The organism is Pseudomonas sp. URMO17WK12:I6 (genome assembly GCF_003253625.1).
Lineage (GTDB): Bacteria > Pseudomonadota > Gammaproteobacteria > Pseudomonadales > Pseudomonadaceae > Aquipseudomonas.
Genome location: NZ_QKYZ01000002.1, coordinates 402,467 through 425,793, shown reverse-complemented (window position 1 = coordinate 425,793; position 23,327 = coordinate 402,467). Strand labels below are relative to the sequence as shown.

General features: G+C 61.0%; 18 protein-coding genes. 14 read left to right on the top strand and 4 right to left on the bottom strand.

Translation table 11 applies throughout. The features are described 5' to 3' along the window. Positions 1–19: 19 nt before the first annotated feature. The 10 genes from F475_RS05620 (at position 20) to F475_RS05575 (ending at position 12,085) form a co-directional block, all read left to right on the top strand. Positions 20–1,657 carry an ABC transporter substrate-binding protein gene (locus F475_RS05620; protein ID WP_111453369.1) on the top strand — a complete coding sequence of 546 codons (1,638 nt, stop codon included), beginning with the start codon at positions 20–22 and terminating at the stop codon, positions 1,655–1,657. A gap of 47 nt (positions 1,658–1,704) precedes the next feature. Next, positions 1,705–2,661, top strand: a complete 957-nt coding sequence (locus tag F475_RS05615) for an ABC transporter permease (protein WP_019578992.1) — start codon at positions 1,705–1,707, stop codon at positions 2,659–2,661. Continuing rightward, positions 2,658–3,533, top strand: coding sequence for an ABC transporter permease (locus F475_RS05610; RefSeq protein ID WP_018925983.1), 876 nt, complete (start codon positions 2,658–2,660; stop codon positions 3,531–3,533). The genes F475_RS05615 and F475_RS05610 overlap by 4 nt, the downstream gene beginning before the upstream one ends. A gap of 1 nt (position 3,534) precedes the next feature. Then, positions 3,535–5,376 carry an ABC transporter ATP-binding protein gene (locus F475_RS05605; RefSeq protein ID WP_064617983.1) on the top strand — a complete coding sequence of 614 codons (1,842 nt, stop codon included), beginning with the start codon at positions 3,535–3,537 and terminating at the stop codon, positions 5,374–5,376. Next, positions 5,373–5,681 carry a (2Fe-2S)-binding protein gene (locus F475_RS05600; protein WP_018925981.1) on the top strand — a complete coding sequence of 103 codons (309 nt, stop codon included), beginning with the start codon at positions 5,373–5,375 and terminating at the stop codon, positions 5,679–5,681. Before F475_RS05605 ends, F475_RS05600 begins: the two co-directional genes overlap by 4 nt. Then, positions 5,663–7,054, top strand: coding sequence for an NAD(P)/FAD-dependent oxidoreductase (locus F475_RS05595; RefSeq protein WP_064617981.1), 1,392 nt, complete (start codon positions 5,663–5,665; stop codon positions 7,052–7,054). The genes F475_RS05600 and F475_RS05595 overlap by 19 nt, the downstream gene beginning before the upstream one ends. After that, entirely contained in the window at positions 7,051–8,220 is a 1,170-nt protein-coding gene (locus F475_RS05590; RefSeq protein WP_018925979.1) for an FAD-binding oxidoreductase, read from the top strand. Before F475_RS05595 ends, F475_RS05590 begins: the two co-directional genes overlap by 4 nt. Continuing rightward, complete coding sequence (gene argE, locus F475_RS05585; RefSeq protein WP_019578987.1) at positions 8,217–9,374, top strand: acetylornithine deacetylase; 1,158 nt, start codon at positions 8,217–8,219, stop codon at positions 9,372–9,374. The genes F475_RS05590 and argE overlap by 4 nt, the downstream gene beginning before the upstream one ends. 149 nt (positions 9,375–9,523) lie before the next feature. Beyond that, positions 9,524–10,981, top strand: coding sequence for an NAD-dependent succinate-semialdehyde dehydrogenase (locus F475_RS05580; RefSeq protein WP_111453368.1), 1,458 nt, complete (start codon positions 9,524–9,526; stop codon positions 10,979–10,981). 24 nt (positions 10,982–11,005) lie between these two features. Next, positions 11,006–12,085: a tartrate dehydrogenase gene (locus F475_RS05575; protein WP_018925976.1), complete on the top strand. Its 1,080-nt coding sequence runs from the start codon at positions 11,006–11,008 to the stop codon at positions 12,083–12,085. Positions 12,086–12,206: 121 nt separating this feature from the next. Here F475_RS05575 and F475_RS05570 read toward each other — a convergent pair whose 3' ends face one another. Next, on the bottom strand, positions 12,207–12,431 hold the full coding sequence (locus F475_RS05570) for a YgdI/YgdR family lipoprotein (protein WP_018925975.1): 225 nt from the start codon (positions 12,429–12,431) through the stop codon (positions 12,207–12,209). A 207-nt stretch (positions 12,432–12,638) separates the two neighbouring features. Here F475_RS05570 and F475_RS05565 point away from each other — a divergent pair, with 207 nt between their 5' ends. The 4 genes from F475_RS05565 to F475_RS05550 all read left to right on the top strand — a co-directional run bounded on the left by F475_RS05565 (position 12,639) and on the right by F475_RS05550 (position 19,643). Continuing rightward, entirely contained in the window at positions 12,639–14,306 is a 1,668-nt protein-coding gene (locus tag F475_RS05565) for a VRR-NUC domain-containing protein (RefSeq protein WP_111453367.1), read from the top strand. After that, positions 14,303–16,582: an ATP-dependent DNA helicase gene (locus F475_RS05560; protein ID WP_111453366.1), complete on the top strand. Its 2,280-nt coding sequence runs from the start codon at positions 14,303–14,305 to the stop codon at positions 16,580–16,582. The genes F475_RS05565 and F475_RS05560 overlap by 4 nt, the downstream gene beginning before the upstream one ends. 128 nt (positions 16,583–16,710) lie before the next feature. Next, positions 16,711–17,619, top strand: coding sequence for a zeta toxin family protein (locus F475_RS05555; RefSeq protein ID WP_111453365.1), 909 nt, complete (start codon positions 16,711–16,713; stop codon positions 17,617–17,619). A 104-nt stretch (positions 17,620–17,723) separates the two neighbouring features. Beyond that, a complete protein-coding gene (locus F475_RS05550; protein ID WP_111453364.1) occupies positions 17,724–19,643 on the top strand; it encodes a PAS domain-containing sensor histidine kinase in 1,920 nt (639 codons plus the stop codon). Positions 19,644–19,712: 69 nt separating this feature from the next. Here F475_RS05550 and F475_RS05545 read toward each other — a convergent pair whose 3' ends face one another. From F475_RS05545 to F475_RS05535, 3 genes are all read right to left on the bottom strand, one after another. Next, positions 19,713–20,189 (bottom strand): hemerythrin domain-containing protein, encoded by a 477-nt coding sequence (locus F475_RS05545; RefSeq protein ID WP_111453363.1) that lies wholly within the window; start codon positions 20,187–20,189, stop codon positions 19,713–19,715. A 231-nt stretch (positions 20,190–20,420) separates the two neighbouring features. After that, the gene (locus tag F475_RS05540; protein ID WP_086944273.1) at positions 20,421–21,761 is read right to left on the bottom strand and encodes a sodium:proton antiporter; all 1,341 of its coding nucleotides are present in this window, start codon (positions 21,759–21,761) and stop codon (positions 20,421–20,423) included. A 176-nt stretch (positions 21,762–21,937) separates the two neighbouring features. Further along, the gene (locus F475_RS05535; protein ID WP_111453362.1) at positions 21,938–23,092 is read right to left on the bottom strand and encodes a MalY/PatB family protein; all 1,155 of its coding nucleotides are present in this window, start codon (positions 23,090–23,092) and stop codon (positions 21,938–21,940) included. Between the last annotated feature and the right edge of the window lie 235 nt (positions 23,093–23,327).

The window sequence follows — 23,327 nt, the reverse complement described above, 5'->3', positions numbered from 1 at the left end:
TTCGACAGGTACAACTGATATGACTGACAACAAGATCGACTCGAAACTGATTTCCGGCCAGGACAGCCTGCGGGTATTCGAAGGCCTCAATCGTGGCATGTCACGCCGCCACGCCTTGCAGATGCTCGGCGTGGCGGGTGTTGCCGCAGCGGGCGCCGGTAGCCTGTTCGGCGCTGCCGGCAAACTGTTCGCCGAAGAAGCGGCAACCCCGGGCAAAGGCAAGCCGGGCGGGCGGATTCGCGTCGCCGGCATGTCCAGTTCCACCGCCGACACCCTGGACCCGGCCAAGGGCGCGCTGTCTACCGACTACGTGCGTCACTTCATGTTCTACAACGGCCTGACCCGTTTCGACAGCCACCTGGTGCCGCAACTGGAACTGGCCGAGCGCATCGACAACACCGATGCGACGCTGTGGATCATCACCCTGCGCAAGGACGTGACCTTCCACAACGGCAAGACCCTGAGCGCCGCCGACGTGGTGTTCTCGCTGTCGCGCCACAAAGACCCGCTGACCGGTTCCAAGGTCATGCCGCTGATGGCGCAGTTCGAAGAGATCAAGGCCACCGGCACCCACGAAGTGCAGATCCGCCTGAGCGCGCCGAACGCCGAGCTGCCGTCGATCCTCGCCGTGTCGCACTTGTTGATCGTTCCCGAAGGCACCACCGACTTCAACCAGGGCATCGGCACCGGGCCGTTCACGGTCAAGGAATTCAAACCGGGCGTACGCTCGATTGCCGCGCGCAACACCGGCTACTGGAAACCGGGCCTGCCGTACCTGGACGAGATCGAATTCATCGCGATTGCCGACGAACCGTCACGGGTCAACGCGCTGCTGTCGGGCGACGTGCACATGATCAACGAGGTCAACCCACGCTCGACCACACGGATCAAGGCCAGCGCCAAACACCGGGTCGTCGATGCGCCGTCGGGCAACTACACCGACCTGATCATCCGTCAGGACCAGATGCCGGGTAAAAGCGCCGAATTCACTCAGGCAATGAAGTATTTGCTGGACCGTGAGCAAGTGAAGTCCGCGGTGTTCCGTGGCTTTGCCGTCGTCGGTAACGACCATCCGATTTCCCCTGGCTCGCGCTACTACAACGCCGACCTGCCGCAGCGGGCCTACGACCCGGAAAAAGCCAAATTCCTGCTGAAGAAGGCCGGCATGGAAAGCATCAGCATGCCGCTGGTGGCATCGCCTGCCGCGACCGGTTCGGTGGACATCGCCGTGCTGTTGCAGCAATCGGCGAAACAGGCCGGGCTCAAGCTCGACGTCAACCGCCTGCCCAGCGACGGCTACTGGTCCAACCACTGGATGAAGCACCCGCTGAGCTTCGGCAACATCAACCCACGGCCGAACGCCGACGTGATGTTCTCGCAGTTCTTCCAGTCCAGCGCGCCATGGAACGAGTCGGGCTGGAAGAACGATCAGTTCGACCAACTGCTGATGCTCGCCCGCGGTGAAACCGACGACGCCAAGCGCAGCAAGATGTACGCCGATATGCAGGCACTGGTGCATGAACACAGTGGCATCGGCGTGCCGGTGTTCATCAGCAACATCGACGGCGTCGACCAGCGCATCAAGGGCTACGGCAGCAACCCCCTCGGCGGTTTCATGGGCTACATGTTCGCCGAACAGGTCTGGCTCGATGCCTGATCGGCCGCACACGGGCGTCAGCGGGGCTATTGCATGAGGGTAGGGCGATGAATAGCAACACACTGTGGTTGATCGGCCGGCGCCTGGGCGCGGCGATCGTGACTTTGTTGATCGTGTCTATGGTCGTGTTTGCGATCACGGCGGTATTGCCGGGGGACGCGGCGCAACAGGCACTCGGGCAATTCGCCACGCCGGAACAGGTGGCGGCCTTGCGCCTGAAACTGGGGCTGGATCAACCCGGTGTGGTGCGTTACCTGCATTGGTTGATGAACCTGCTGAGCGGCGACATGGGGCAATCGGTGTCCAATGCCTTGCCGGTCAGCGAGCTGATGGCCGGGCGGGTGCCCAACACACTGATGCTGGCGGCCGTCACGGCGCTGGTGTCGGTGCCGGTGGCGCTGATCATCGGCATCGGCTCGGCCATGGGCCGGGGCGGGCGCATGGACAGTTTCCTCAGCTTCATCACCCTGGCCCTGGTCGCCGTGCCGGAGTTTCTGGTGGCGACCCTGGCGGTGCTGATCTTTGCGGTGAACCTGGGCTGGCTGTCGGCGCTGTCCTATGCCAGCGACATCACCTCACCTTGGCAATTCATGCGCACCTACGCCTTGCCGGTGATGACCTTGTGCTGCGTGATTGTCGCGCAAATGGCGCGCATGACCCGGGCGGCGGTAATCGATCAACTCGACAGCGCCTATGTGGAAATGGCCCGGCTCAAGGGCGTAAGCCCGGTGCGGATTGTCCTGCGCCATGCCTTGCCCAATGCCATCGGGCCGATTGCCAATGCCATCGCCCTGAGCCTGTCGTACCTGCTGGGCGGGGTGGTGATCGTCGAGACGATCTTCAACTACCCCGGCATCGCCAGCCTGATGGTCGATGCCGTGACCAACCGCGACATGGCGCTGGTTCAGGCCTGCACCATGTTGTTTTGTACGGCGTACCTGGGGTTGGTGCTGATTGCCGACCTGTGCGCGATTCTTTCCAATCCGAGGCTGAGAAACCAATGAACGATCTCATGGCGAAATCGGCGCCTGCCGGACCGGAGCTGGCATTGGGCAAGGTCGCCCATGGGCCGTCGTGGCTCGGCCTGGTCGGGGCGGCGATGTGTGTGATCTGGCTGCTGGTGGCTATCTTCGGTCCGTGGCTGGCGCCGCACCCGGTGGGTGAAGTGGTCTCCGATAATGTGTTCGACAGCCTCAGCGCGGCTTACCCGTTGGGCACCGATTACCTGGGCCGCGACATGCTCAGCCGCATTCTCGTCGGCGCGCGGTTCACCGTGGGCCTGGCGCTGATTTCAGCGGTATTGGCCAGCACGCTGGGGACCGGATGTGCGCTGCTGTCGGTGGTGTCGCCGAAATGGCTGGACGAAGTGATCAGCCGTTTGATGGATGCCTTTATATCCATCCCGAGCAAGATGCTGGCGTTGATCATGGTCTCGGCGTTCGGTTCTTCGGTGCTGTTGCTGATTTGCACCGCTGTGCTGAGCTTCACCCCAGGCGCGTTCCGCATCGCCCGCAGCATGGCGGTGAACATCGAAGCGCTGGAATACGTGCAAGTCGCCCGCACCCGTGGCGAGCGCCGGTTGTACATCGCCTGTGTGGAAATCCTGCCGAACATGCTCAACCCGGTGCTGACCGATCTGGGGCTGCGCTTCGGCTTCATCGTGCTGCTGCTCAGTGGCATGAGCTTCCTTGGCCTCGGTGTGCAACCGCCGGATGCCGACCTCGGTTCGCTGGTGCGCGAGAACATCGGCGGCCTCAATCAGGGCGCGCCAGCCATCGTGATTCCGGCGCTGGCCATCGGCACCCTGACCATCGGCGTGAATCTGTTCATCGACCGATTGTCGTCACGGCGTAGTCGACGTACGGGAGGTCATTGAAATGAGTGATTTGATTCGAGTCGAAGACCTGCGCGTGGTCGCTTGCGGCGAGCGTGGCGAAGTGGAGATCGTCAAAGGCGTGAGCTTCTCCCTGGCCAAAGGTGAAGTGCTGGCGTTGATCGGTGAGTCCGGCTCCGGCAAGACCACCATAGCGCTGGCGTTGCTCGGCTATGCCCGACGCGGTTGTCGATTGGCGTCCGGCGTGGTGCAAGTCGGCGAACACGACATGCTGGCGTTGAGCGAAAGCGAACTGCAAGGCCTGCGCGGCAATCGGGTGTCGTACATTGCCCAGAGCGCCGCCGCTGCGTTCAACCCGGCGAAAAAACTGATCGATCAAGTGGTGGAGGGCGCATTGATTCACGGCCTGGGTAGCCGGGCCGTGCTGGAAGCCAAAGCCATCGAACTGTTCCGCGATCTGGCCTTGCCGGATCCCGATCACATTGGCCAGCGTTACCCGCACCAAGTATCCGGCGGGCAGTTGCAACGGGTAATGGCGGCCATGGCGCTGATCAGCGATCCGCTGCTGGTGGTGCTCGACGAGCCGACCACCGCCCTCGATGTGACGACGCAGATCGACGTGCTGCGCGCCTTTAAGCGCGTGGTCCGCGAGCGTGGCGCGACGGCGGTTTATGTGTCTCATGATTTGGCGGTCGTAGCGCAAATGGCCGATCAGATTGTGGTGCTCAATGGCGGGCAGATTTTCGAGCAGAGCGCCACCGCGCCGTTGCTCAAGGCTCCGGCCCATGAATACACCCGCAGCCTGCTGCTGGCGGCCCGCCCGGACACGACGATCCGCCCACCTTGCGGCATCGCCGAGGAAACACCGCTGCTGACCATCCAAGGGCTGACCGCCGGTTACGGCAACAAGAACCTGCAAGGCATGCCGTCGATTCGCGTGCTGGAAGATATCGACCTGACCGTGCGCCGGGGCCAGGCCATTGGCGTGATCGGTGAGTCGGGTTCCGGCAAGTCGACCCTGGCGCGGGTGGTGGCCGGGTTGCTGACGCCGGCCTTGGGCGGCCTGACCTTCGATGGCCAGCCACTGGGCGGTAGCCTGTCCGAGCGCACCGATGAGCAGTTCCGACGGATTCAGATGGTGTTCCAGAATGCCGACACTGCGCTCAACCCGATGCACAGCGTCAGTACTATTCTGAGCCGTCCGCTGAAAATGTACTTCGGCCTCAAGGGCGCCGCGCTGCGCGAGCGCATCGGCGAACTGCTGGACCTGGTGCGCTTGCCCCGCGCCATGGCCGAACGCCGTCCGAATGAACTCTCCGGCGGGCAAAAACAGCGGGTCAACCTGGCCCGGGCCCTGGCGGCCAAACCGGACCTGATCCTCTGCGACGAGGTGACCTCGGCGCTGGACACCGTGGTCGGCGCGGCGATTCTCGAACTGCTGCGCGACCTGCGTCAGCAACTGGGCGTGTCATATCTGTTCATCAGCCATGACATTTCCACGGTACGCGCGCTGTGCGACGACATTGTGGTGATGTACAGCGGCCACAAGGTTCAGGCCGGCAGCCGGCAGGCGTTTGCCCAGGCACCGTTCCATCCCTACACCGACCTGTTGATCCATTCGGTGCCGGAACTGCGTCAGGGCTGGCTGGAAAACTGCGGCACCACCTGCGGCACGCTGCCGCCGATTGGCGCCAAGGCCAATGTGCCAGAGCTGTGCACCTTTCTCAGTCGCTGCCCGGTGCGGGTCGACGGTCTGTGCAATCGCACCGCGCCGAACCGGCGGATCATCGACGGCGGTAGCGAAATTCTTTGTCATCACGACAGTGCCGAGTTGCTGAAAACACAGCAGGGTTTATCCACCATGAGCCTGGGAGCTTATGCATGAAAGGGCGTTTTGTGAGGCTGGCCGAGCAGGGCCGGCCGACCGTCAAGCTGACGGTGGACGGTTCGCCCATTGAGGCGTTGCAGGGCGACACATTAATGGTCGCGTTGCTGACCCAGGGCTCGGCGCTGCGCCAATCGGAATTCGACTCGGGCCGCCGCGCCGGTTTCTGCCTGATGGGCGCCTGCCAGGATTGCTGGGTCTGGACCCGCAGCGGCGAGCGCCTGCGCGCCTGTTCCAATGAAGTCCGCGAAGGTCTGGACATCGTCACCACACAACCGGAGGCAATATGGCCACTGCACGGCTGAGCGCTCAACGAGTGGTTATTGTCGGCGCCGGGCCGGCCGGCATCCGCTGTGCCGAAACGCTGCTGGCGGCTGGTTTGAAACCGATCCTGATCGATGAGAATCGCCGGGATGGCGGGCAGATCTACCGTCGCCAGCCCGAAGGTTTTACCCGGGACTACGCCACCCTGTATGGCACCGAAGCGGCCAAGGCCAAGAATCTGCACCAGAGTTTCGACCGATTGCGCGGGCAAATCGACTACCGCCCCGACACGCTGGTGTGGAACCTGACGCCAGGGCAATTGTGCTGCGTCAGCCAGGGCAAGCACTCGACGGTGGATTACGATGCGCTGATCCTCTGCACCGGTGCCACCGACCGCTTGATGCCGATCGAAGGCTGGCAGTTGGCAGGCACCTACAGCCTTGGCGGGGCGCAAATCGCGCTCAAGTCCCAGGCGGTTTCCATCGGCCACCGCGTGGTGTTCATGGGCAGCGGGCCGTTGCTGTATCTGGTCGCCAGCCAATACGTCAAAGCAGGCGCGAATGTGGCGGCGGTGCTCGACACTTCGCCCCTCAGCAAGCGTATCGCGGCAGTGCCGAAGCTGATGGCGCGTCCGGGATTGCTGTTCACCGGGATGAAGTTACTGGCGCAGTTGTACCGGGCGAAAATCCCGGTGCATCTGGGGATTTCGCCGCTTCAGGTGCAAGGCGACGCGGCCAGTGGCGTCAGCGGTGTGCGGGTGCGTACCGCGCGCGGTGAGACGTTAACGGTGGATTGTGATGCTGTGGCGTTGGGTTATCACTTGCGCCCGGAAACCCAACTGGCCGATCTGGCCGGTTGTCGCATGCGCTTCGATGAGGCGTCCAGCCAGTGGTGGCTGGCCGTCGATGAAGAGGGCCGCACCTCGGTCAACGGTGTGTATGCCGCCGGGGACGGTTCGAAGATTCGCGGCGCCGATGCCGCCGAGCACGCCGGGCGCCTGGCGGCGATGGCGTTGCTGGAGGATCTGCAGCAACCGGTGAACGCCGGCTTGCGTGACGAACAACGCCACGCGCTGGCGGTGATGGATGAGTTTCGCCTCGGTCTGGCCCAGGCGTTTCCCTGGCCGGCGGATCAAGCCAAAGCCTTGCCGGACTCAGCCATCGTCTGTCGCTGCGAGATGATCAGCGCCGGCGAGTTACGCCGCACCGTCAGTGAGAAGGGGGCCTGTGAAGTCAATCGGGCCAAGGCCTTCAGCCGGGTCGGCATGGGCCGCTGCCAGGGGCGTTATTGCTCCCAGGCCGGGGCCGAAGTGATCGCGGCGGCGGCAGGCGTCAGTGTGCAACAGGTCGGTCGGCAGCGTGGACAGGCACCGGTCAAACCCCTTTCGATGCTCACCGAGGAGGTGTCGCCATGACGCTACACAAAGCCGATGTAGTGATTGTTGGCGGCGGCCTGATGGGCTCGGCGGCGGCGTTTTTCCTGCGCCAGCGCGGGCAGTCGGTGATTCTGCTGGAGCGCGACCAGATTGGTCAGTACGCCAGCGGCGTCAATTTCGGCAACGTCCGGCGGCAGGGGCGCTTCCTCGGTCAACTGGAATTGGCCAACCGTTCCTGGGCGCTGTGGAAACGCTTGCCAGAGCTGATCGACGACGACCTCGAGTTCATCGCCAGCGGGCACATGCGCGTGTGTTACCGCGAGGATGAAATTCCCGAACTGGAAGCCTATGCGGCAGCGCCCGAGGCGGCGCAGCTGGATTTGAAGATCTATCGTGGCGCCGAGCTGCACCAGCGCTTTCCGTTCCTCGGGCCGGACGTGAAGGGCGGTTCCTATGCGCCCCACGATGGCCACGCCAACCCGCGTCTGGCCGCGCCGGCGTTTGCCCGGGCTGCCCGCCGCCTCGGGGCGCGGATCGAGGAACAGACTGAAGTCGCCGAGGTGCAGAAAATTGCCGGCGAGTTCACGGTGACCACCACCGACGGTCGCCAGTTCGGCGCCGAGCGCTTGCTGATCACCGCCGGCGCCTGGGGCCAGAAACTCTCGGCGCAGTTCGGCGAACCGGTGCCGCTGGATACCAACGGCCCACAAATGGCCGTGACCGAACCGGTGCCGTACGCCTTGCCAACGGTGATCGGCGTGTACACCAAGATCCCCGAAGAAGTGATCTACTTCCGCCAGATCCCGCGCGGCAACATCATCATCGGTGGCGGCTACCGCAGCAAACCGGACATGCTCAACCGCCGCGCCTATGTCGAGCCGCGCAGCATTCTCAATCAGATGGACCAGATGCGTCGCCTGCTGCCAGGCGTCGGCAACCTGAACATCATCCGCGTGTGGAGCGGCATTGAAGGCTACTTGCCCGATTCCCTGCCGGTGATGGGCCCCAGCGGCAACGTTGACGGTTTGTATTACGCGTTCGGCTTCTGCGGTCATGGCTTCCAGCTCGGCCCAGGCGTCGGCGACGTCATGGCTGAATTGATCAGCACCGGCAGCACCAGCACTTCGATTGAGCCGTTCTCGATCCGCCGGTTCACCCCTTCAGCCGAGCAACGGACAACTGAACAAAGGAGCAGGGCCTCATGAAACCCCGTGTACTGGATATTCTCAAACGCCTGATGGCCTTCGACACCGTGTCTTCGGAGTCGAACATGGCCCTGATCGAGTACGTACGCGACTTGCTGCTGACCAAGGGCATCGAGTCACTGATCGTCAAGGACGAAACGGGTAAAAAGGCCAACCTGTTCGCCAGCACCGGCCCTAAAGAGTTACCGGGCATTCTGTTGTCCGGCCACACCGACGTAGTACCGGCGGCGGGGCAGGCCTGGACCTTGCCGGCGTTTGAGGCGACGGTGCAGGACGGGCGGATCTACGGGCGCGGCAGTTGCGACATGAAGGGGTTTATCGCGTTGGCCATCGACGCCATGCTCGATGCCGCCGACCATTCGTTGAGCCGACCGCTGCAAATCGCCTTGTCCCATGACGAAGAAACCGGCTGCGTCGGTGTACGACGTTTACTCGACGTGCTGCACCTGGCGCCAGTGCGGCCGTTTTTGTGCCTGATCGGTGAGCCGACCAACATGCAGTTCGTGCTGGGGCACAAGGGCAAGGGGTCTTACCGCACTTATTGCCGTGGCCTGGAAGCGCATTCCTCGTTGGCGCCGCGTTCGGTCAATGCGATTCACGTGGCCTGCGATTTCATCGCGGCTCTGCGTCAGAGCCAGCAGCAACTGCAAGAGCAGGGCGCACAGGATGCCGATTACGACGTGCCTTACAGCACCGTGCACGTCGGGCAGATTGTCGGCGGCAAGGCGCTGAACATCGTGCCGAACCTGTGCACCCTGGATTTCGAGGTACGTAACTTGCCGGCGGACGATCTGGATCAGTTCCTGGAGCAGATGCGCGAGCGTGCAGAAGTGATCGTGCGCGAGGCGAAAAAGCTGTCCAGCGTGGCAGACATCGAGATCGAAACCCTCAACGTCTATCCGGGCCTCGATACCCACCCGAGCGTTGAAGCGGTGCGCTTCCTGAAAAACTTCGCCGCGCCGGACACCGGCACCGCCAAAGTCTCGTTCGGCACCGAGGGCGGGTTGTTCAAGCAGCGTCTGGACGTACCGGTGGTGGTCTGCGGCCCGGGCTCGATCGAACAGGCGCACAAGCCGGACGAGTTCATCGAGATCAGCCAGATGCAGGCTGGGGAGCGGTTTCTGGAGGGATTGCTGGGCTCCCTGAAACTTTGAGATCGTCAAGATCTTTTGATTTCTGCTTGCCGGTAGAGCCTGCCGTCCCACCGCGAATTTCAGCATCCAACACTGCCCATCAAACGCTTTCAGCATCCTTATCCGTGGCACCTCCCTAGACTGGAAATGTCTCGGATCAGGACTCGACCATGCTCAAGAATCGTTTGAAAGACCCCAGCCTTCTGGCAGAACTCGCTTATGTGGACGGGCAGTGGACCGGCGCCGATAACGCCGCGACCCTGGACGTCATCGACCCGGCCACCGGCCAGTTGCTTGCCCGGGTGCCGGCCATGCAGGGCGCAGAAACCCGACGCGCCATCGAAGCCGCCGAGCGGGCCTGGCCCGCGTGGCGCACACGCCCGGCAGCAGAACGGGCGGCGCTGCTGGAGCGCTGGTATCAGGCGATGATCGACAACCTCGACGACCTCGCCTTGATCATGACCTGCGAGCAGGGCAAACCGCTGAACGAAGCCAAGGGTGAAATCCGCTACGGTGCCGGGTTCGTCAAATGGTTCGCCGAAGAGGCCCGCCGGGTCTATGGCGAAACCATACCGGCCCCCAGCGGCGACCGCCGCCTGCTGACCCTCAAGCAACCGGTCGGCGTGTGTGCCGCGATCACCCCGTGGAATTTCCCCAACGCGATGATCACCCGCAAGTGCGCGCCGGCCCTGGCCGCCGGGTGCCCGATCATCGTCAAACCCTCGGACTTGACCCCGCTGTCGGCCCTGGCCCTGGCGGTACTCGCCGAACGCGTCGGCATTCCGGCCGGGGTGTTCAACGTGCTGACCGGCATGCCCGCCGGCATCGGCGAAGAACTGACCGGCAATCCGACGGTGCGCAAGATCTCCTTCACCGGCTCCACTGCGGTCGGTCGGCTGCTGATGCGTCAGAGCGCTGAGCACATCAAGCGCTTGAGCCTGGAACTGGGCGGCAACGCGCCGTTCATTGTGTTCGACGACGCCGACCTGGAGCAGGCGGTAACCGGGATCATGCTCAGCAAATTCCGCAACGCCGGGCAGACCTGCGTCTGCGCCAACCGCATTCTGGTGCAGGATGGCATCTACGAACGTTTCGCCCAGCGACTGGTGGAGGAGGTGGGCAAACTCAAGGTCGGCAATGGCCTGGACGCCGACGTGACCATCGGCCCGCTGATCAACCCGGCGGCGGTGAGCAAGGTCGCCCGGCACATCGACGATGCCCTGAGCCAGGGCGCGCGTTTGCTCTACGGCGGCATTCCTGAAGGCGACAACCAGTTCGTTCAGCCGACCGTCCTTGGCGACACCCACGCCGGCATGCTGCTGGCCAACGAAGAAACCTTCGGCCCGGTGGCGCCGTTGATGCGGTTTACCTCTGAGGCCGAAGCGCTGGCCTTGGCCAATGCCACGCCTTACGGCCTGGGCGCCTACTATTTCACTCAGGATTTGCGCCGTTCCTGGCGGTTCGGCGAGGCGCTGGAGTTCGGCATGGTCGGCCTCAACACCGGGCTCATTTCCATGGAAGTCGCGCCGTTCGGCGGCATCAAGCAGTCTGGGCTGGGCCGTGAAGGCAGCAAGTACGGGCTGGATGAATACCTTGAAGTCAAAGCTTTCCACATCGGCGGGCTGTAATTAACGGACACGGGGGCACGATTGATGAGCAAGACATTCAGAATCGCCGCGATTGCCGGCGATGGCATCGGCAAGGAAGTCCTGCCGGAAGGGTTGCGGGTACTGGAGCAAGCCGCGAAGAAGTGGCAGTTGGAGCTGAGCATCGAAGTGCTCGACTGGGCTCACTGCGATTACTACCTGGAACACGGGAAAATGATGCCCGACGATTGGTTCGACCAGCTCAAGGGGTTCGATGCGATCTACTTTGGCGCCGTCGGCTGGCCGGACAAGGTGCCGGACCACATTTCTTTGTGGGGCTCACTGCTGAAGTTTCGTCGCGACTTCGACCAATACGTGAACATTCGCCCGGTACGTCTGTTTCCCGGCGTGCCGTGCCCGCTGGCCGGGCGCAAACCGGGGGACATCGATTTCGTGGTGATTCGCGAGAACACCGAAGGCGAGTATTCCTCGGTCGGCGGCAAGATGTTCGAAGGCACCGAGCATGAGTTCGTGCTGCAAGAGTCGGTGTTCACCCGACGCGGCGTGGACCGGATTCTCAAGTTCGCCTTCGACCTGGCCCAGACCCGACCGCGCAAACGCCTGACGGCGGCAACCAAGTCCAACGGGATTTCCATCAGCATGCCGTACTGGGACGAACGCACGGCATTGATGGCCGCGCAGTACCCGGACATCACTTGGGACAAACAGCACATCGACATCCTGTGCGCGCGTTTTGTACTGCAACCGGACCGGTTCGATGTAGTGGTGGCGTCGAACCTGTTCGGCGACATTCTGTCCGACCTCGGCCCGGCCTGCGCAGGCACCATCGGCATTGCGCCGTCGGCCAACCTCGATCCCGAGCGGCGTTTTCCATCGCTGTTCGAACCGGTGCACGGCTCGGCCCCGGACATCTACGGGCGCAACATCGCCAACCCGATCGCGATGATCTGGTCCGGTGCGTTGATGCTGGATTTTCTGGGCAATGGCGATGAGCGTTATCGCGCCGCACACGATGGGATTCTGCAGGCGATCGAACGGGTGATTGCAGAAGGGCCAATCACCCCGGACCTGGGCGGGCAGGGCTCGACTCAGGAGGTCGGCAAGGCGATCGCGCAAGCGCTTTAAAGCCAACACCCTGTAGGAGCGAGGCTTGCCCGCGAAGAATGCACCGCGGTTTATCAGGTATTACGCGTCATCGTTCTTCGCGGGCAAGCCTCGCTCCTACAGGGGCGGCCCGCTCAGGGGATCAGTCTTCCTTGCGAATCGTGGCCACGTCATCGGCGCGGACTTTCACTTTCGCCCCGGAAATATCTTCGAATTCGAAGAAGCCATCCTTGCCCTTGGTGTTCGGCATGTCCTTGGTCAAATACTGGGTGCCGTTCTGCAGGGTCACGACCGTTGGCGTCGAGCAACCGGTCAGGGCCAGAAAGGCCGCTGCCGCCAGAGGCAAACCCAGAGTCTTGATATTCATACACACCTCCATCACTCAATAAAAACAGTGCGAACGCCTCGTTCGAGATCAATCCTCACTGTGCTTCTAACGCGGTTGGTGCGATGGAATGGCAGAAAGTTCGATGGTCACCCGAAAATTGTCCGATTGCGTCGCCACTTATCCTTTTCCGTTTGCACCGGGTGGGGCATAGCTGGTATCTGTACGCATAACCAGTATTCGCTTGCCATGGCCCGATTGCCCGTGATTGTAAATCCGCTCGATGATCCGTTCTATTACTTGAACAACTTCATGCAAGTGCTTGATTGGCTTGAGCATCGTTATGCCGATGTACTCAGCCTCGAAGAGCAGGACTTCATCCACGACTTCAATCGACTGCCCCGCGAGTCCCAGGCTTTGCTGGTCAGATTGGTGATGCGCAAGGGCGTGCATTTCAGGGCCGGCAAACTGAGTTACGTCGAAATCGGCGACATCGCCAGCGCCGCCGCGCCGCTCCTGGCCCTGGGCTGGATCGACGAGCAGTTGCCGCTGCCTGTCGAGGAGGTGTTCGAGGTGCTGCTCAAGGCCGAGATTCTCCAGTGTTTTGGCGATGCCATCGATCAACCGAAAGGCAAAAAGAGCGATTGGCTGCCGGCCCTGAGCGAGCAGTTTCCTGAAGAGCAAAGTTTTGCCCAGTGGTGCCCGGCACTGGATGACCGGCTGTTCAGCCTGACCGTCATGGGCCTGTGCGATCGGTTGCGCCTGATGTTCTTCGGCAATCTTTACCAGGACTGGTCGGAATTCGTGCTGGCTGACCTGGGCATCTACACCTACGAAAAAGTCGAGTTTTGCGCCGAGTCCCGAGGCTTGCGCAGCCGCGAAGACGTCGACGCCTGCCTGTTCCTGCACAGCTGTCAGCAGCATTTCGAGGCCGGTGAAGAGGTGGCGACGGTTGTCGAGCAGATCAATGGGCTGGAACTCGCCAATCCCTGGCTGCAAAGACGTCGGGCCAAGCTGCTGTTCCAGATCGCTCAGCACTGCGAACGCATGGCGGATTTTTCCACCGCCCTGGGCCTCTACCGCGATTGCGCCTACCCCGGCGCACGCCTGCGGCTGATTCGCGTGCTGGAGCGCTGTGGTGAATTTCAACTGGCCATGGATTTGGCGAGCCACGCCGAGCAAACCCCGGAAAGCGCCACCGAACATCAGCATTTATTGCGCGTGCTGCCCAGGCTGCGGCGCAAACTGGGCGGGCCGCCGATCAAGCGGCCAGCCCCGCGGCCCATGCAGCGCCTGGACCTGCAATTGCCCAGGCATGACCCGGCATTGTCGGTGGAGTATTACGTTCAGGCGCATCTGGCGGACGAGTCGGCACCGGTGCATTACGTCGAGAACAGCCTGATCAACTCGCTGTTCGGGTTGCTGTGCTGGCCGGCGATCTTCGCCCCGTTGCCGGGGGCGTTTTTTCACCCATTCCAGCGCGGCCCGGTGGACCTGCACAACGAAGACTTTCATGCGCGGCGCGCGGATCTGTTCCAGGCCTGCCTCGCCGAACTCGATGACGGGCGTTACGCCCAGACCATCCGCGAGCGTTACACCGCCAAGTGGGGCGTGCAGTCGCCGTTCGTATTCTGGGGCGCGATGAGCGAGGAACTGCTGGAGCAGGCGCTCGACTGTCTGCCCGCCGAACACCTCAAGCACTGGTTCAATCGACTGCTGCTCGACATCAAGGCCAACCGCGCCGGCATGCCGGACTTGATCCAGTTCTGGCCGCAACACAAAACCTACCGAATGATCGAAGTCAAAGGCCCCGGCGATCGCCTGCAAGACAACCAATTGCGCTGGCTGGAGTTCTGTCACGAGCACCAGATGCCCATCGCCGTTTGCTACGTGCAATGGGTGGAGCAGGGCGCTTGAGCTACAGCATCGCGGTGCGGGCGTTGTGTGAATTCACCGCCAAGGTCGGCGACCTCGACCTGCGTTTCACCCCGTCGCCAACCGCGCTGGAAGGCATTGTCGGCCATCGCACCGTGGCGTCACGACGCAGCGAGGGTTACCAGAACGAGGTCGCACTTGAGGGCCAGTATCGAACCTTGAGCGTGAAAGGCCGGGCGGATGGCTACGATCCGGGGCAAAACTGCCTCGAAGAAGTCAAAACCTACCGGGGCGACCTGAGCAAGCAACCGGCCAACCACCGGCAGTTGCACTGGGCGCAGGCGAAAGTCTATGGCTGGTTGATGTGCCAGAAACTGGATTTGGCGCAGATCGACCTGGCGCTGGTGTACTTCGACATCGTCAGCGAGAAGGAAACCTGTCTGGTCGAGACCTTCAGCGCCGCCGACTTGCAGCTGTTCTTCGAGCACCACTGCGGGTTGTTCCTGCATTGGGCCGAGCAGGAAATGGCCCATCGCGAAGGGCGCAATCTGGCGGCTCGACAGCTGAGCTTTCCCCATGCCGATTTTCGCCCTGGCCAGCGGCATCTGGCCGAATCGGTGTTCAAGGCGGTCAGCACCGGCCGCTGTCTGATGGCCCAGGCGCCGACCGGTATCGGCAAGACCATTGGCACGCTGTTCCCGATGCTCAAGGCCCTGGCGCCGCAGCAACTTGACAAGGTGTTTTTCCTCACGGCGAAAACCCCGGGGCGCAAATTGGCGCTGGACGCGGCTCAGGTCATCCTCGACAGCGCCGATGCACAGCCGTTGCGAGTCCTCGAGATGATCGCCCGGGACAAGGCTTGCGAGCACCCGGACAAGGCCTGTCATGGCGAATCCTGCCCGTTGGCCCAGGGTTTTTATGATCGTCTGCCGGACGCGCGTCAGGCCGCCAGTCAATTGAGCCTGTTGAACCAGAGTGCCTTGCGCGAGGTTGCCCTGCAGCACGAGGTTTGTCCTTATTACTTGAGCCAGGAAATGGGCCGCTGGGCGGACGTGGTGGTCGCTGACTACAACTACTATTTCGACTTCAGCGCGTTGCTGTTCGGGTTGGCCCAGGCCAATAACTGGAACGTCGCGGTGCTGGTGGACGAAGCCCACAACCTGGTGGAGCGCGGCCGTCAAATGTACAGCGCCAGCCTCGACCAGGCGACTTTGAACGGCGTACGAAAAACCGCGCCCGAGTCGTTGAAGAGATCCTTGCAGCGAGTCAATCGTGAATGGAATGCCTTGCACGATCAGCAACTCGGCCCCTATCAGGCCTACGACAAAGCCCCGGAAAAACTGCTTCAGGCCTTGTCCTTGTGCTGCGCAAGCATCGGCGACTACCTGAATGATCATCCTCAGGGCCTGGACAGCGGGTTGCAGAATTTTTACTTCGACATGCTGCAATTCGGCCGCGTGGCTGAACTGTTCGACGAGCATTTCCTGTTCGACATCAGCAAGCGTGACCTCGAGCGCAAGCGCAATCTGTCGCAGCTGTGCCTGCGCAATGTGGTACCCGCCGGTTTCATCCGCCCGCGCCTGACTGCTGCGCGCAGCACGGTGCTGTTTTCCGCGACCCTGAGCCCTCGGCATTACTACGCCGACTTGCTGGGCACTCCGGCGAATACGGTATGGATCGATGTGGAATCGCCATTTCACGCCGATCAGCTGCAAGTGCACATCGTCAGCCAGATATCCACGCGGTTCGTCCACCGTCAGGCCTCCCTTGCGCCCATCGTCGAGCTGATCGCCAAACAGTTCAGCCAGCGTCCGGGCAACTACCTGGCGTTTTTCAGCAGCTTCGACTATTTGCAGCAAGTGGCGCAGTTGCTGGCCGAGCGGTATCCGCAGATCACGCTGTGGTCGCAGTCCCGGGGCATGGGGGAAGCGCAGCGTCAGGACTTTCTCGACCAGTTCACCGCCGACGGGCAGGGCATCGGGTTTGCGGTGCTGGGTGGCGCGTTCGGTGAAGGCATCGATTTGCCCGGCGCCCGCTTGATTGGCGCCTTCATCGCCACCCTGGGGCTGGCGCAACTCAATCCGGTAAACGAACAGCTGAAACAGCGCATGGCGGCGATTTTCGGTGCCGGTTATGACTACACCTACCTGTTTCCAGGTGTGCAGAAAGTGGTGCAGGCGGCAGGAAGGGTGATCCGTACACGGGAGGATCAAGGGGTGGTGATGCTGATCGACGACCGGTTTGGCGAGAGTAAGGTCAAGCAATTACTGCCGCGTTGGTGGTCCGTTGAGCTGACGCATTTTCCTTCTGGCTTGTAGGGGATTTTACCTTGTAAAACAGTGACATATCTTGAAAGACACGCTCATTTGAACAAACAACGAAACACCGCTTTATTCAAAGGGCAGGCAATCACTTTCAAGCGAATCTTTGATAAGGAAATCAAGGTATGTCAGTAGCACCGAATTATGCTTACACGCCAGAACAAGTCACCGCAGCGTTCACTGAAATCACCACCACATTATTCAGCGGCATCACCGCCGAAACACTCCCCAAGATGCTGATTGTCGCGGGGGTACAGGGCTCGGGTAAAACCTATCTTCTGGAAAAAAGCCTTTTGCCCACCAACTGCTATGCCAATTATGTCCGGCTGTACTTGCCCGAATACCGAAAAAAACACCCTCAATACGCAGAAATGATCAAACTCGGTGTCCTGCACGCTTATGAACATACGGAGGCTTTTGTCCGGGATGTGAGCACGAAGATCTTCACCGAGGCGTTTAAAAACAAATACAACATCATCATGGAATGTGCATTCGACAGCATCGATTTCGCGGCTTTCCCACCGACGGCGACGGCTGCCGGCTACCAGTTCGAAACTCACATCGTCGCCTGCAATCAGGAGTTCGCTCATGTATCGAGCATCAAAAGAGCACTGAAAAGCCTGGAAGATCAGGAAATGGAAAGATTTCTCCCGGCATCAAAGCTGGAGGCCAGCATGAGATATGCACAAGCGATCATCCCGGCCTTCGAGACAGCCGCAAAGGCGATCAGCGGCTCGCAAATCATCTTGTACGAACGTGGGTTTGGTGGTTTGAAAGACCGTGTCTTGCGCGCTCAGAGCACCTACACCAAGGCCGCCAACGGAACGATCGATTCGACGACACTCAACACGCATTTTTCGCACGGCGTCTATTCCGGCATCATCGACAAGCATGTCTTCGCGATGACCGACCGGGACGAAATGGTCAAAGAGTGTCATGTGGCGTTGCATAAGTCCCGGACTCATGCCCGCTATGTCCCGAACTTCGTCTACAACGAGCTGTACGCCTATATCGTCAAATACGTGCACCGGTAATTCGTCCCGTCACTGCGACACACCAACGTATTGGTTATTTTTGGACCTTCCACCCGTTTGGTTTGTCGCATACTCCAGAAGAACAACAATAAGGGCAGGGTTCCATGAGCGATGACCGGACCAAGAATGCCATTGAAGAGATGCGCTTTCGGCTGCTGATAGATGCGGTGGTCGATTACGCGATCTACATGATTGACCCCGATGGCATCATTACCAGCTGGAACGCTGGCGCCAAGCGATTCAAAGGGTATGAAGAAGCGGAGATCCTCGGCCAGCACTTCTCGCGTTTTTATACCCCGGAAGATCGCAAGGCCGGCTTGCCTCAGCGCGCCCTTGATACCGCCATTAACGAAGGGCGTTTCGAAGGCGAAGGCTGGCGGGTTCGCAAGGACGGCACGCATTTCTGGTCCCACGTCGTGATCGATCCCATTTTCGATCCGTCGGGCAAGTTGCTGGGTTTTGCCAAGATCACCCGGGATTTGACCGATCGCAAGATGGCCGAGGAAATCCTCAAGCAAAGCGAGCAGCAGTTCCGGCTGCTGGTTCAAAGCGTTACGGACTATGCCATCTACATGCTCGCCCCCGATGGACGCCTGACCAACTGGAATCCGGGGGCGCAGCGCATCAAGGGTTACCGGCCAGAAGAAGTCATCGGTCAACATTTTTCGATTTTCTACACGCCTGAAGACCGTGAAGCCGGCGAACCGCAGCGGACGCTGGACATTGCGACTCGCGAGGGCCGATTCGAAAACAAGGCCTGGCGCGTTCGCAAGGACGGTACGCGCTTTTTCGCGCATGTCGTGGTCGATCCGATCTGGGGCGACACCGGTACATTGCTGGGATTTGCCAAGATCACCCGGGACATCACCGAGGTGACACAAGCCCAGCAGGCGCTTGAACAAACCCGCGAAGCGTTGTTTCAGGCGCAGAAAATGCAGGCCATCGGCCAACTCACCGGGGGCATTGCCCACGATTTCAATAATCTGCTGACCGTTATCCTCGGCAATCTGGAAATCGTGCGCAAACGCGCAGCGGACGATCCGAGAATTACCCGCCTGCTCGACAACGCGACCCAGGGTGCCTTGCGTGGCGTTTCCCTGACCCAGCGCATGCTGGCGTTTGCCCGGCGCCAGGAGCTCAAGACCGAACCGGTCGAGATACCGACGCTGGTGCAGGGAATTACCGGGTTGCTGCGCAGCTCCCTAGGGCCTTCGGTGAGCATAGAAACCCGCTTTGCGCCCGAACTCGAACCTGTGATGGCCGACGTCAATCAGCTCGAACTGGCGGTACTGAATCTAGCGACCAACGCCCGCGATGCAATGCCCGACGGTGGAAAACTGCTCATCAGTGCCCGGATGGAGGAGGTCTCCGATCAGACGAAGTTATCCCTTGCGGCCGGTCGTTACGTCTGCCTGAGTGTCACGGACACGGGGGAGGGCATGGATGACGCTACCCTGTCGTTGGCAATGGATCCGTTCTTCACCACTAAAGGCGTCGGCAAAGGCACAGGACTGGGACTGTCGATGGTTCATGGGTTTACCGAACAACTGGGCGGGCGCTTCATCCTGAAAAGCCAGCAGAATGCCGGCACCACTGCCGAACTCTGGTTACCCGTCGCAGTCGCAGGCTCGACCACCGAACCCGCTACCGAGCAGACCGCTGCGTCGCGGGTGCCCAGTTTGTGTGTGTTGGTCGTTGACGATGACAGCCTGGTGTTGACCAGTACCAGTTTGTTGCTTGAGGACCTTGGCCATCGGGTGATCAGTGCCGCGTCCGGTGCCCAGGCACTGGAGCTGTTCGACAACGGACATGACATTGACCTGGTGATTACGGACATGGTCATGCCCAGAATGAGTGGCGCGCAACTGGGGCAGGCGATCCGGACCTTGAAGCCACACCTGCCGATCATCCTCGCCACCGGTTACGCCGAGCGACTGGAAGGCTTCGCGGCCAGACTGCCGCGCCTGTCCAAGCCTTTTACCCAACTCAACCTGGTGGAAGTCATTGCTCTGGTCATGAAGTGACACCACCGCATTTATTGGATAAGCCAAAGGCCCGCATTCACCGGGCCTCTGCTGGTTACTCAACCACTATCAAGCGGCGAGGTTGGTTGCGCCAAGTTCTTTTTTGTACCGAGCCTTCAGGCTTTCCATCTCTGCGCCCAACTCCTCAAGCGTCGTTTTGCTCAGCAGCTTTTTGGCCTGAGGAAACATTTCCTTTTCCTCTTCTTCAATGTGGTGTTCCAGCAACTCCTTGACCACTTTCACTCGGCCGGCGAATTGCGGAGTAGAGGGATCGGTGGTTTTCAGGTCGGGAAGCACCAGCGAATCGACAGTGCGATGTTCTTCCTTGGCTTCGTAATACATCACATCCTGCTCCTTGCCCCCGGCTTTTTTATACGCCGGGTACAAGACTTCTTCTTCCAGGCGGGTATGGATCGAGATCTCCATTTCCAGTTTGGCCAGTAGCTCGGTGCGTTTTTTCACGCCACGCTCGGTGGATTCGCTCAATTGGCTCAGGATGCCTTTTACGCGTTCATGGTCGGCTTTCAACAGGTCAATGGCGTTCATGGTCGAAACCTCTTGTTTAGTCATGGGTCAAGCGCAAACGGTCTTCCTCCCGTCAGTCGCTCCCATGGTCGGAGCATTTCCCGTGCCTGCTTCTGGATTAAAAAAAAGCCATTTGAAAACAATCGGTTGCGCTGAAGCGGCAGCGCTCATCATCGTGCAGCCTGCATGAATCTGCGTAATTGCTCAGTGCAGGTTGACCGAAGGATTGATTTCGCCGAACGCCAGTAAAACCTATGGCCGATTACGCCGCTCATAACGGGCAAGCATCGGTTGGGTGCTAATGCCATGGACCAGAATGCTGAGCGCCACCACCGACAATGTCAGGTCGGTGCACAACGTCGCCGACGACGGACCGAGGTCATGGTTCAAGGCATGGAACAGATAGTAAAAGCTACCAATGCCGCGAATCCCGAACCAGCCGATCAACAGGCGTTGTCGGCCATCCAGCAAACGCCCCCACGGCATAAGCCATACGCTTAAAGGGCGAATGGCACAAAACAGCACCAACGCAACCACCAGTGCTCGCCAATCCCAGTGGCCGACCAGCACCACGCCCAGCAGGGTCACCAGAAACACTTCCATGGCGCGCTCCACCAGGCCGCCGAAAGCCAGCATGTCGCCCATCATGATGCCGGCCGCCACTTGAGTATCCTGCAGATTCGACACGTCGCCATGGACGGCGGCTTCAGGCTCGACGTTCTGGTGACCAACCACCGGCTGCACCAGATGCTCGGCGGGCATCTGGGTGTCGCCGGTGGATTTGACTTCGGCTTGCCGCAAACCGAGGCCAGCGGCAAATACCGACAGAAAGCCATAGCCATGGATCTGTTCGGCGGCGACGTAAGCCAGGGCGATCAAAGCCAGGGTCAGGTAATCGTTGGGGGAAAGGGTGCTGTCGGCATTGCGGATGCGCATCGACAAGGTCAGACGCCCGATGCCGTGGCCCATCCAGTAACCGATGAGTAAGCCCGCCGGTACGGCCCACAACACGCGTTTCAAGGCCCATTCACCGAGCCAGGCATCGCTGGCACCGTTCTGCTGCACAAACAACAAACCAAGGATCACGAAAGGGAAGGCGATGCCGTCGTTAAGGCCGGCCTCACCGGAGAGCCCGAAACGTACTGCGTCGTCATCCCTGGCGTCGTTGACTTGTACCAGCGAGGCCAGCACCGGATCGGTGGGTGCCAGAATCGCTCCGATCAGCAGCGACGGCCCCCAGGCCAGATCAAATCCATAGTGGAGCAACAGGCAGATGCCAATGATGGTCAAGACCATCACCGGTCCCGCCAGGCCGAACGCCACCCGCCATTGGCGATCCTTGAGCGGCAGGCGCAATTTGAGTCCGCAGACAAACAGCGAAAAGAGCACCGCGACTTCCGTCAGGTGCTCCATCCAGACCGCAGCGTCCTTGATGTCCAGTTTCAGCAAGCCCAGGCCCGCCGGGCCGATCGCCACGCCCAGCGCAAGGCACACCGCCGAGGTGGTCACCGGCATCCAGCGCAGATAGGAAGAGGTCAGCGCCAGGGTCAGCAGCACCGCCCCCAACACCGCCATCCAAACGATGAAACTCATGCCTGGTTCCCGGATACGTGCGGCCGACCGCCGAGGGATGGCTGGCCCAAGGCACTTAACCTTGGGCTCCTAAGGTATCGAGGTGCGTCAATCGTCAGGGTTCATTTTTTTTGCCGGGACAGCATCATGCGAGCAGTGCGGGAGCGAGCAAGCCCCACATTGGATCTTCGTTGCTATCAGGCCTTGCGGCTACGCAATCCATGCTCCATCCGCGCAATTCCTTCTTCCAGCAACGCCCGTGGGCAGCCGAAGTTCAGGCGCACGAATTGCCGGGCGTGATCGCCGAAATCCAGCCCGGCGCTCAGCCCGACTTTGGCCTGTTCGAGGAAGAATTGCTGCGGGTTGTCCAGCCCCAGTGCCGTGCAATCGAGCCACGCCAGATAAGTGCCCTGGGGCACGTTCATGGTCACGCCCGGCAACCGCGTGCGAACGGCCTCCACCAGATAGTCCCGATTGCTTTGCAGGTAGACCATGAGTTCGGTCAGCCATGGGCGGCCTTCGCTGTAGGCGACGCGGGTGGCTTCCAGGCCCAGCGGGTTGACGCTGTCGACCATGCCGCAGCGGGCATGGTTGACGCGATGGAGCAGCGCTGCGTCTTGAATGATCATGAACGCAGTCTTCAGGCCAGCGATGTTGTAGGCCTTGCTCGCCGACATCAAGGTGATGGTGCGCTTGGCGATCTGCGGGCTGAGCGAGGCGGTCGGAATATGCACGCGCCCATCGAAGCACAGCTCGGAATGGATCTCGTCGGAGATGATCCACGCATCCTGTTCCAGGCAGATGTCGGCAACCGCTTGCAGTTCTTCCCGAGGGAAGACCTTGCCCAGCGGGTTATGCGGGTTGCTCAGCAGCAACGCGCCACCGCCTTGCAGAGCCTGGCGCAAGGCATCGAGTGGCGTGGCGTACGTGCCATCGGCCAGCACGTTGAAGTCCAGTTCGACCTTGTTCAGCTGCCAGTGGCCCGGCGCATGGCGCAGTGGTGGGTAGTTGGGCGTCTGCACGACCACGTTCTGTTGCGGTTGAACCAGTGCATGCAGGGCCATGTTGAAGCCTGATTCGATACCCGGCAGGAACACCAGTTCCTGGGGCTGCACACGCCAGGCGTACTTGCTCCACAGGTCGGCGACGATGGCGTCACGCAAGTCATCCTGAGCCACGCTGTAACCGAGCATCGGGTGTTCCAGGCGTTTTTGCAGGGCCTGAATGATCGCCGGCGGCGCGGCGAAGTCCATGTCGGCGACCCACATCGGCAACACGTCGGCCGGGTAACGGCTCCACTTGGTACTGCCGGTGCCATGGCGGTCGAACACCTGATCAAAATCGAAAGTCATGCTCAGTCTCATAAAAGGCAGAGGGGGTAATCCGGCGGCCATGATAAGCGCCAACCTTCACCGCTGGCGAGTTGTGCAACAGAGCATGACCGGCAAGCCGCCGACGGTCGGTTTTCAGACCGCGCAGCACAACATTGTCTAAAGTTCTAATTGGCGGTAGTTCCGTTGCCGTCACCGTGATCGTCCAGAAAAACCCGGCCAACGCACCGGGCTTCCACCTGATCAGGAGTGCACG

Excerpts from the sequence above, each read along its gene's own strand:
- F475_RS05590 (WP_018925979.1), top strand. The coding sequence starts at position 7,051 with ATGACGCTACACAAAGCCGATGTAGTGATTGTTGGCGGCGGCCTGATG.
- F475_RS05610 (WP_018925983.1), top strand. The coding sequence starts at position 2,658 with ATGAACGATCTCATGGCGAAATCGGCGCCTGCCGGACCGGAGCTGGCA.
- F475_RS05540 (WP_086944273.1), bottom strand. The coding sequence starts at position 21,761 with ATGAGTTTCATCGTTTGGATGGCGGTGTTGGGGGCGGTGCTGCTGACC.
- F475_RS05545 (WP_111453363.1), bottom strand. The coding sequence starts at position 20,189 with ATGAACGCCATTGACCTGTTGAAAGCCGACCATGAACGCGTAAAAGGC.
- F475_RS05605 (WP_064617983.1), top strand. The coding sequence starts at position 3,535 with ATGAGTGATTTGATTCGAGTCGAAGACCTGCGCGTGGTCGCTTGCGGC.
- argE (WP_019578987.1), top strand. The coding sequence starts at position 8,217 with ATGAAACCCCGTGTACTGGATATTCTCAAACGCCTGATGGCCTTCGAC.
- F475_RS05535 (WP_111453362.1), bottom strand. The coding sequence starts at position 23,092 with ATGACTTTCGATTTTGATCAGGTGTTCGACCGCCATGGCACCGGCAGT.
- F475_RS05595 (WP_064617981.1), top strand. The coding sequence starts at position 5,663 with ATGGCCACTGCACGGCTGAGCGCTCAACGAGTGGTTATTGTCGGCGCC.
- F475_RS05615 (WP_019578992.1), top strand. The coding sequence starts at position 1,705 with ATGAATAGCAACACACTGTGGTTGATCGGCCGGCGCCTGGGCGCGGCG.
- F475_RS05555 (WP_111453365.1), top strand. The coding sequence starts at position 16,711 with ATGTCAGTAGCACCGAATTATGCTTACACGCCAGAACAAGTCACCGCA.
- F475_RS05620 (WP_111453369.1), top strand. The coding sequence starts at position 20 with ATGACTGACAACAAGATCGACTCGAAACTGATTTCCGGCCAGGACAGC.
- F475_RS05550 (WP_111453364.1), top strand. The coding sequence starts at position 17,724 with ATGAGCGATGACCGGACCAAGAATGCCATTGAAGAGATGCGCTTTCGG.
- F475_RS05600 (WP_018925981.1), top strand. The coding sequence starts at position 5,373 with ATGAAAGGGCGTTTTGTGAGGCTGGCCGAGCAGGGCCGGCCGACCGTC.
- F475_RS05580 (WP_111453368.1), top strand. The coding sequence starts at position 9,524 with ATGCTCAAGAATCGTTTGAAAGACCCCAGCCTTCTGGCAGAACTCGCT.
- F475_RS05570 (WP_018925975.1), bottom strand. The coding sequence starts at position 12,431 with ATGAATATCAAGACTCTGGGTTTGCCTCTGGCGGCAGCGGCCTTTCTG.
- F475_RS05575 (WP_018925976.1), top strand. The coding sequence starts at position 11,006 with ATGAGCAAGACATTCAGAATCGCCGCGATTGCCGGCGATGGCATCGGC.
- F475_RS05565 (WP_111453367.1), top strand. The coding sequence starts at position 12,639 with ATGGCCCGATTGCCCGTGATTGTAAATCCGCTCGATGATCCGTTCTAT.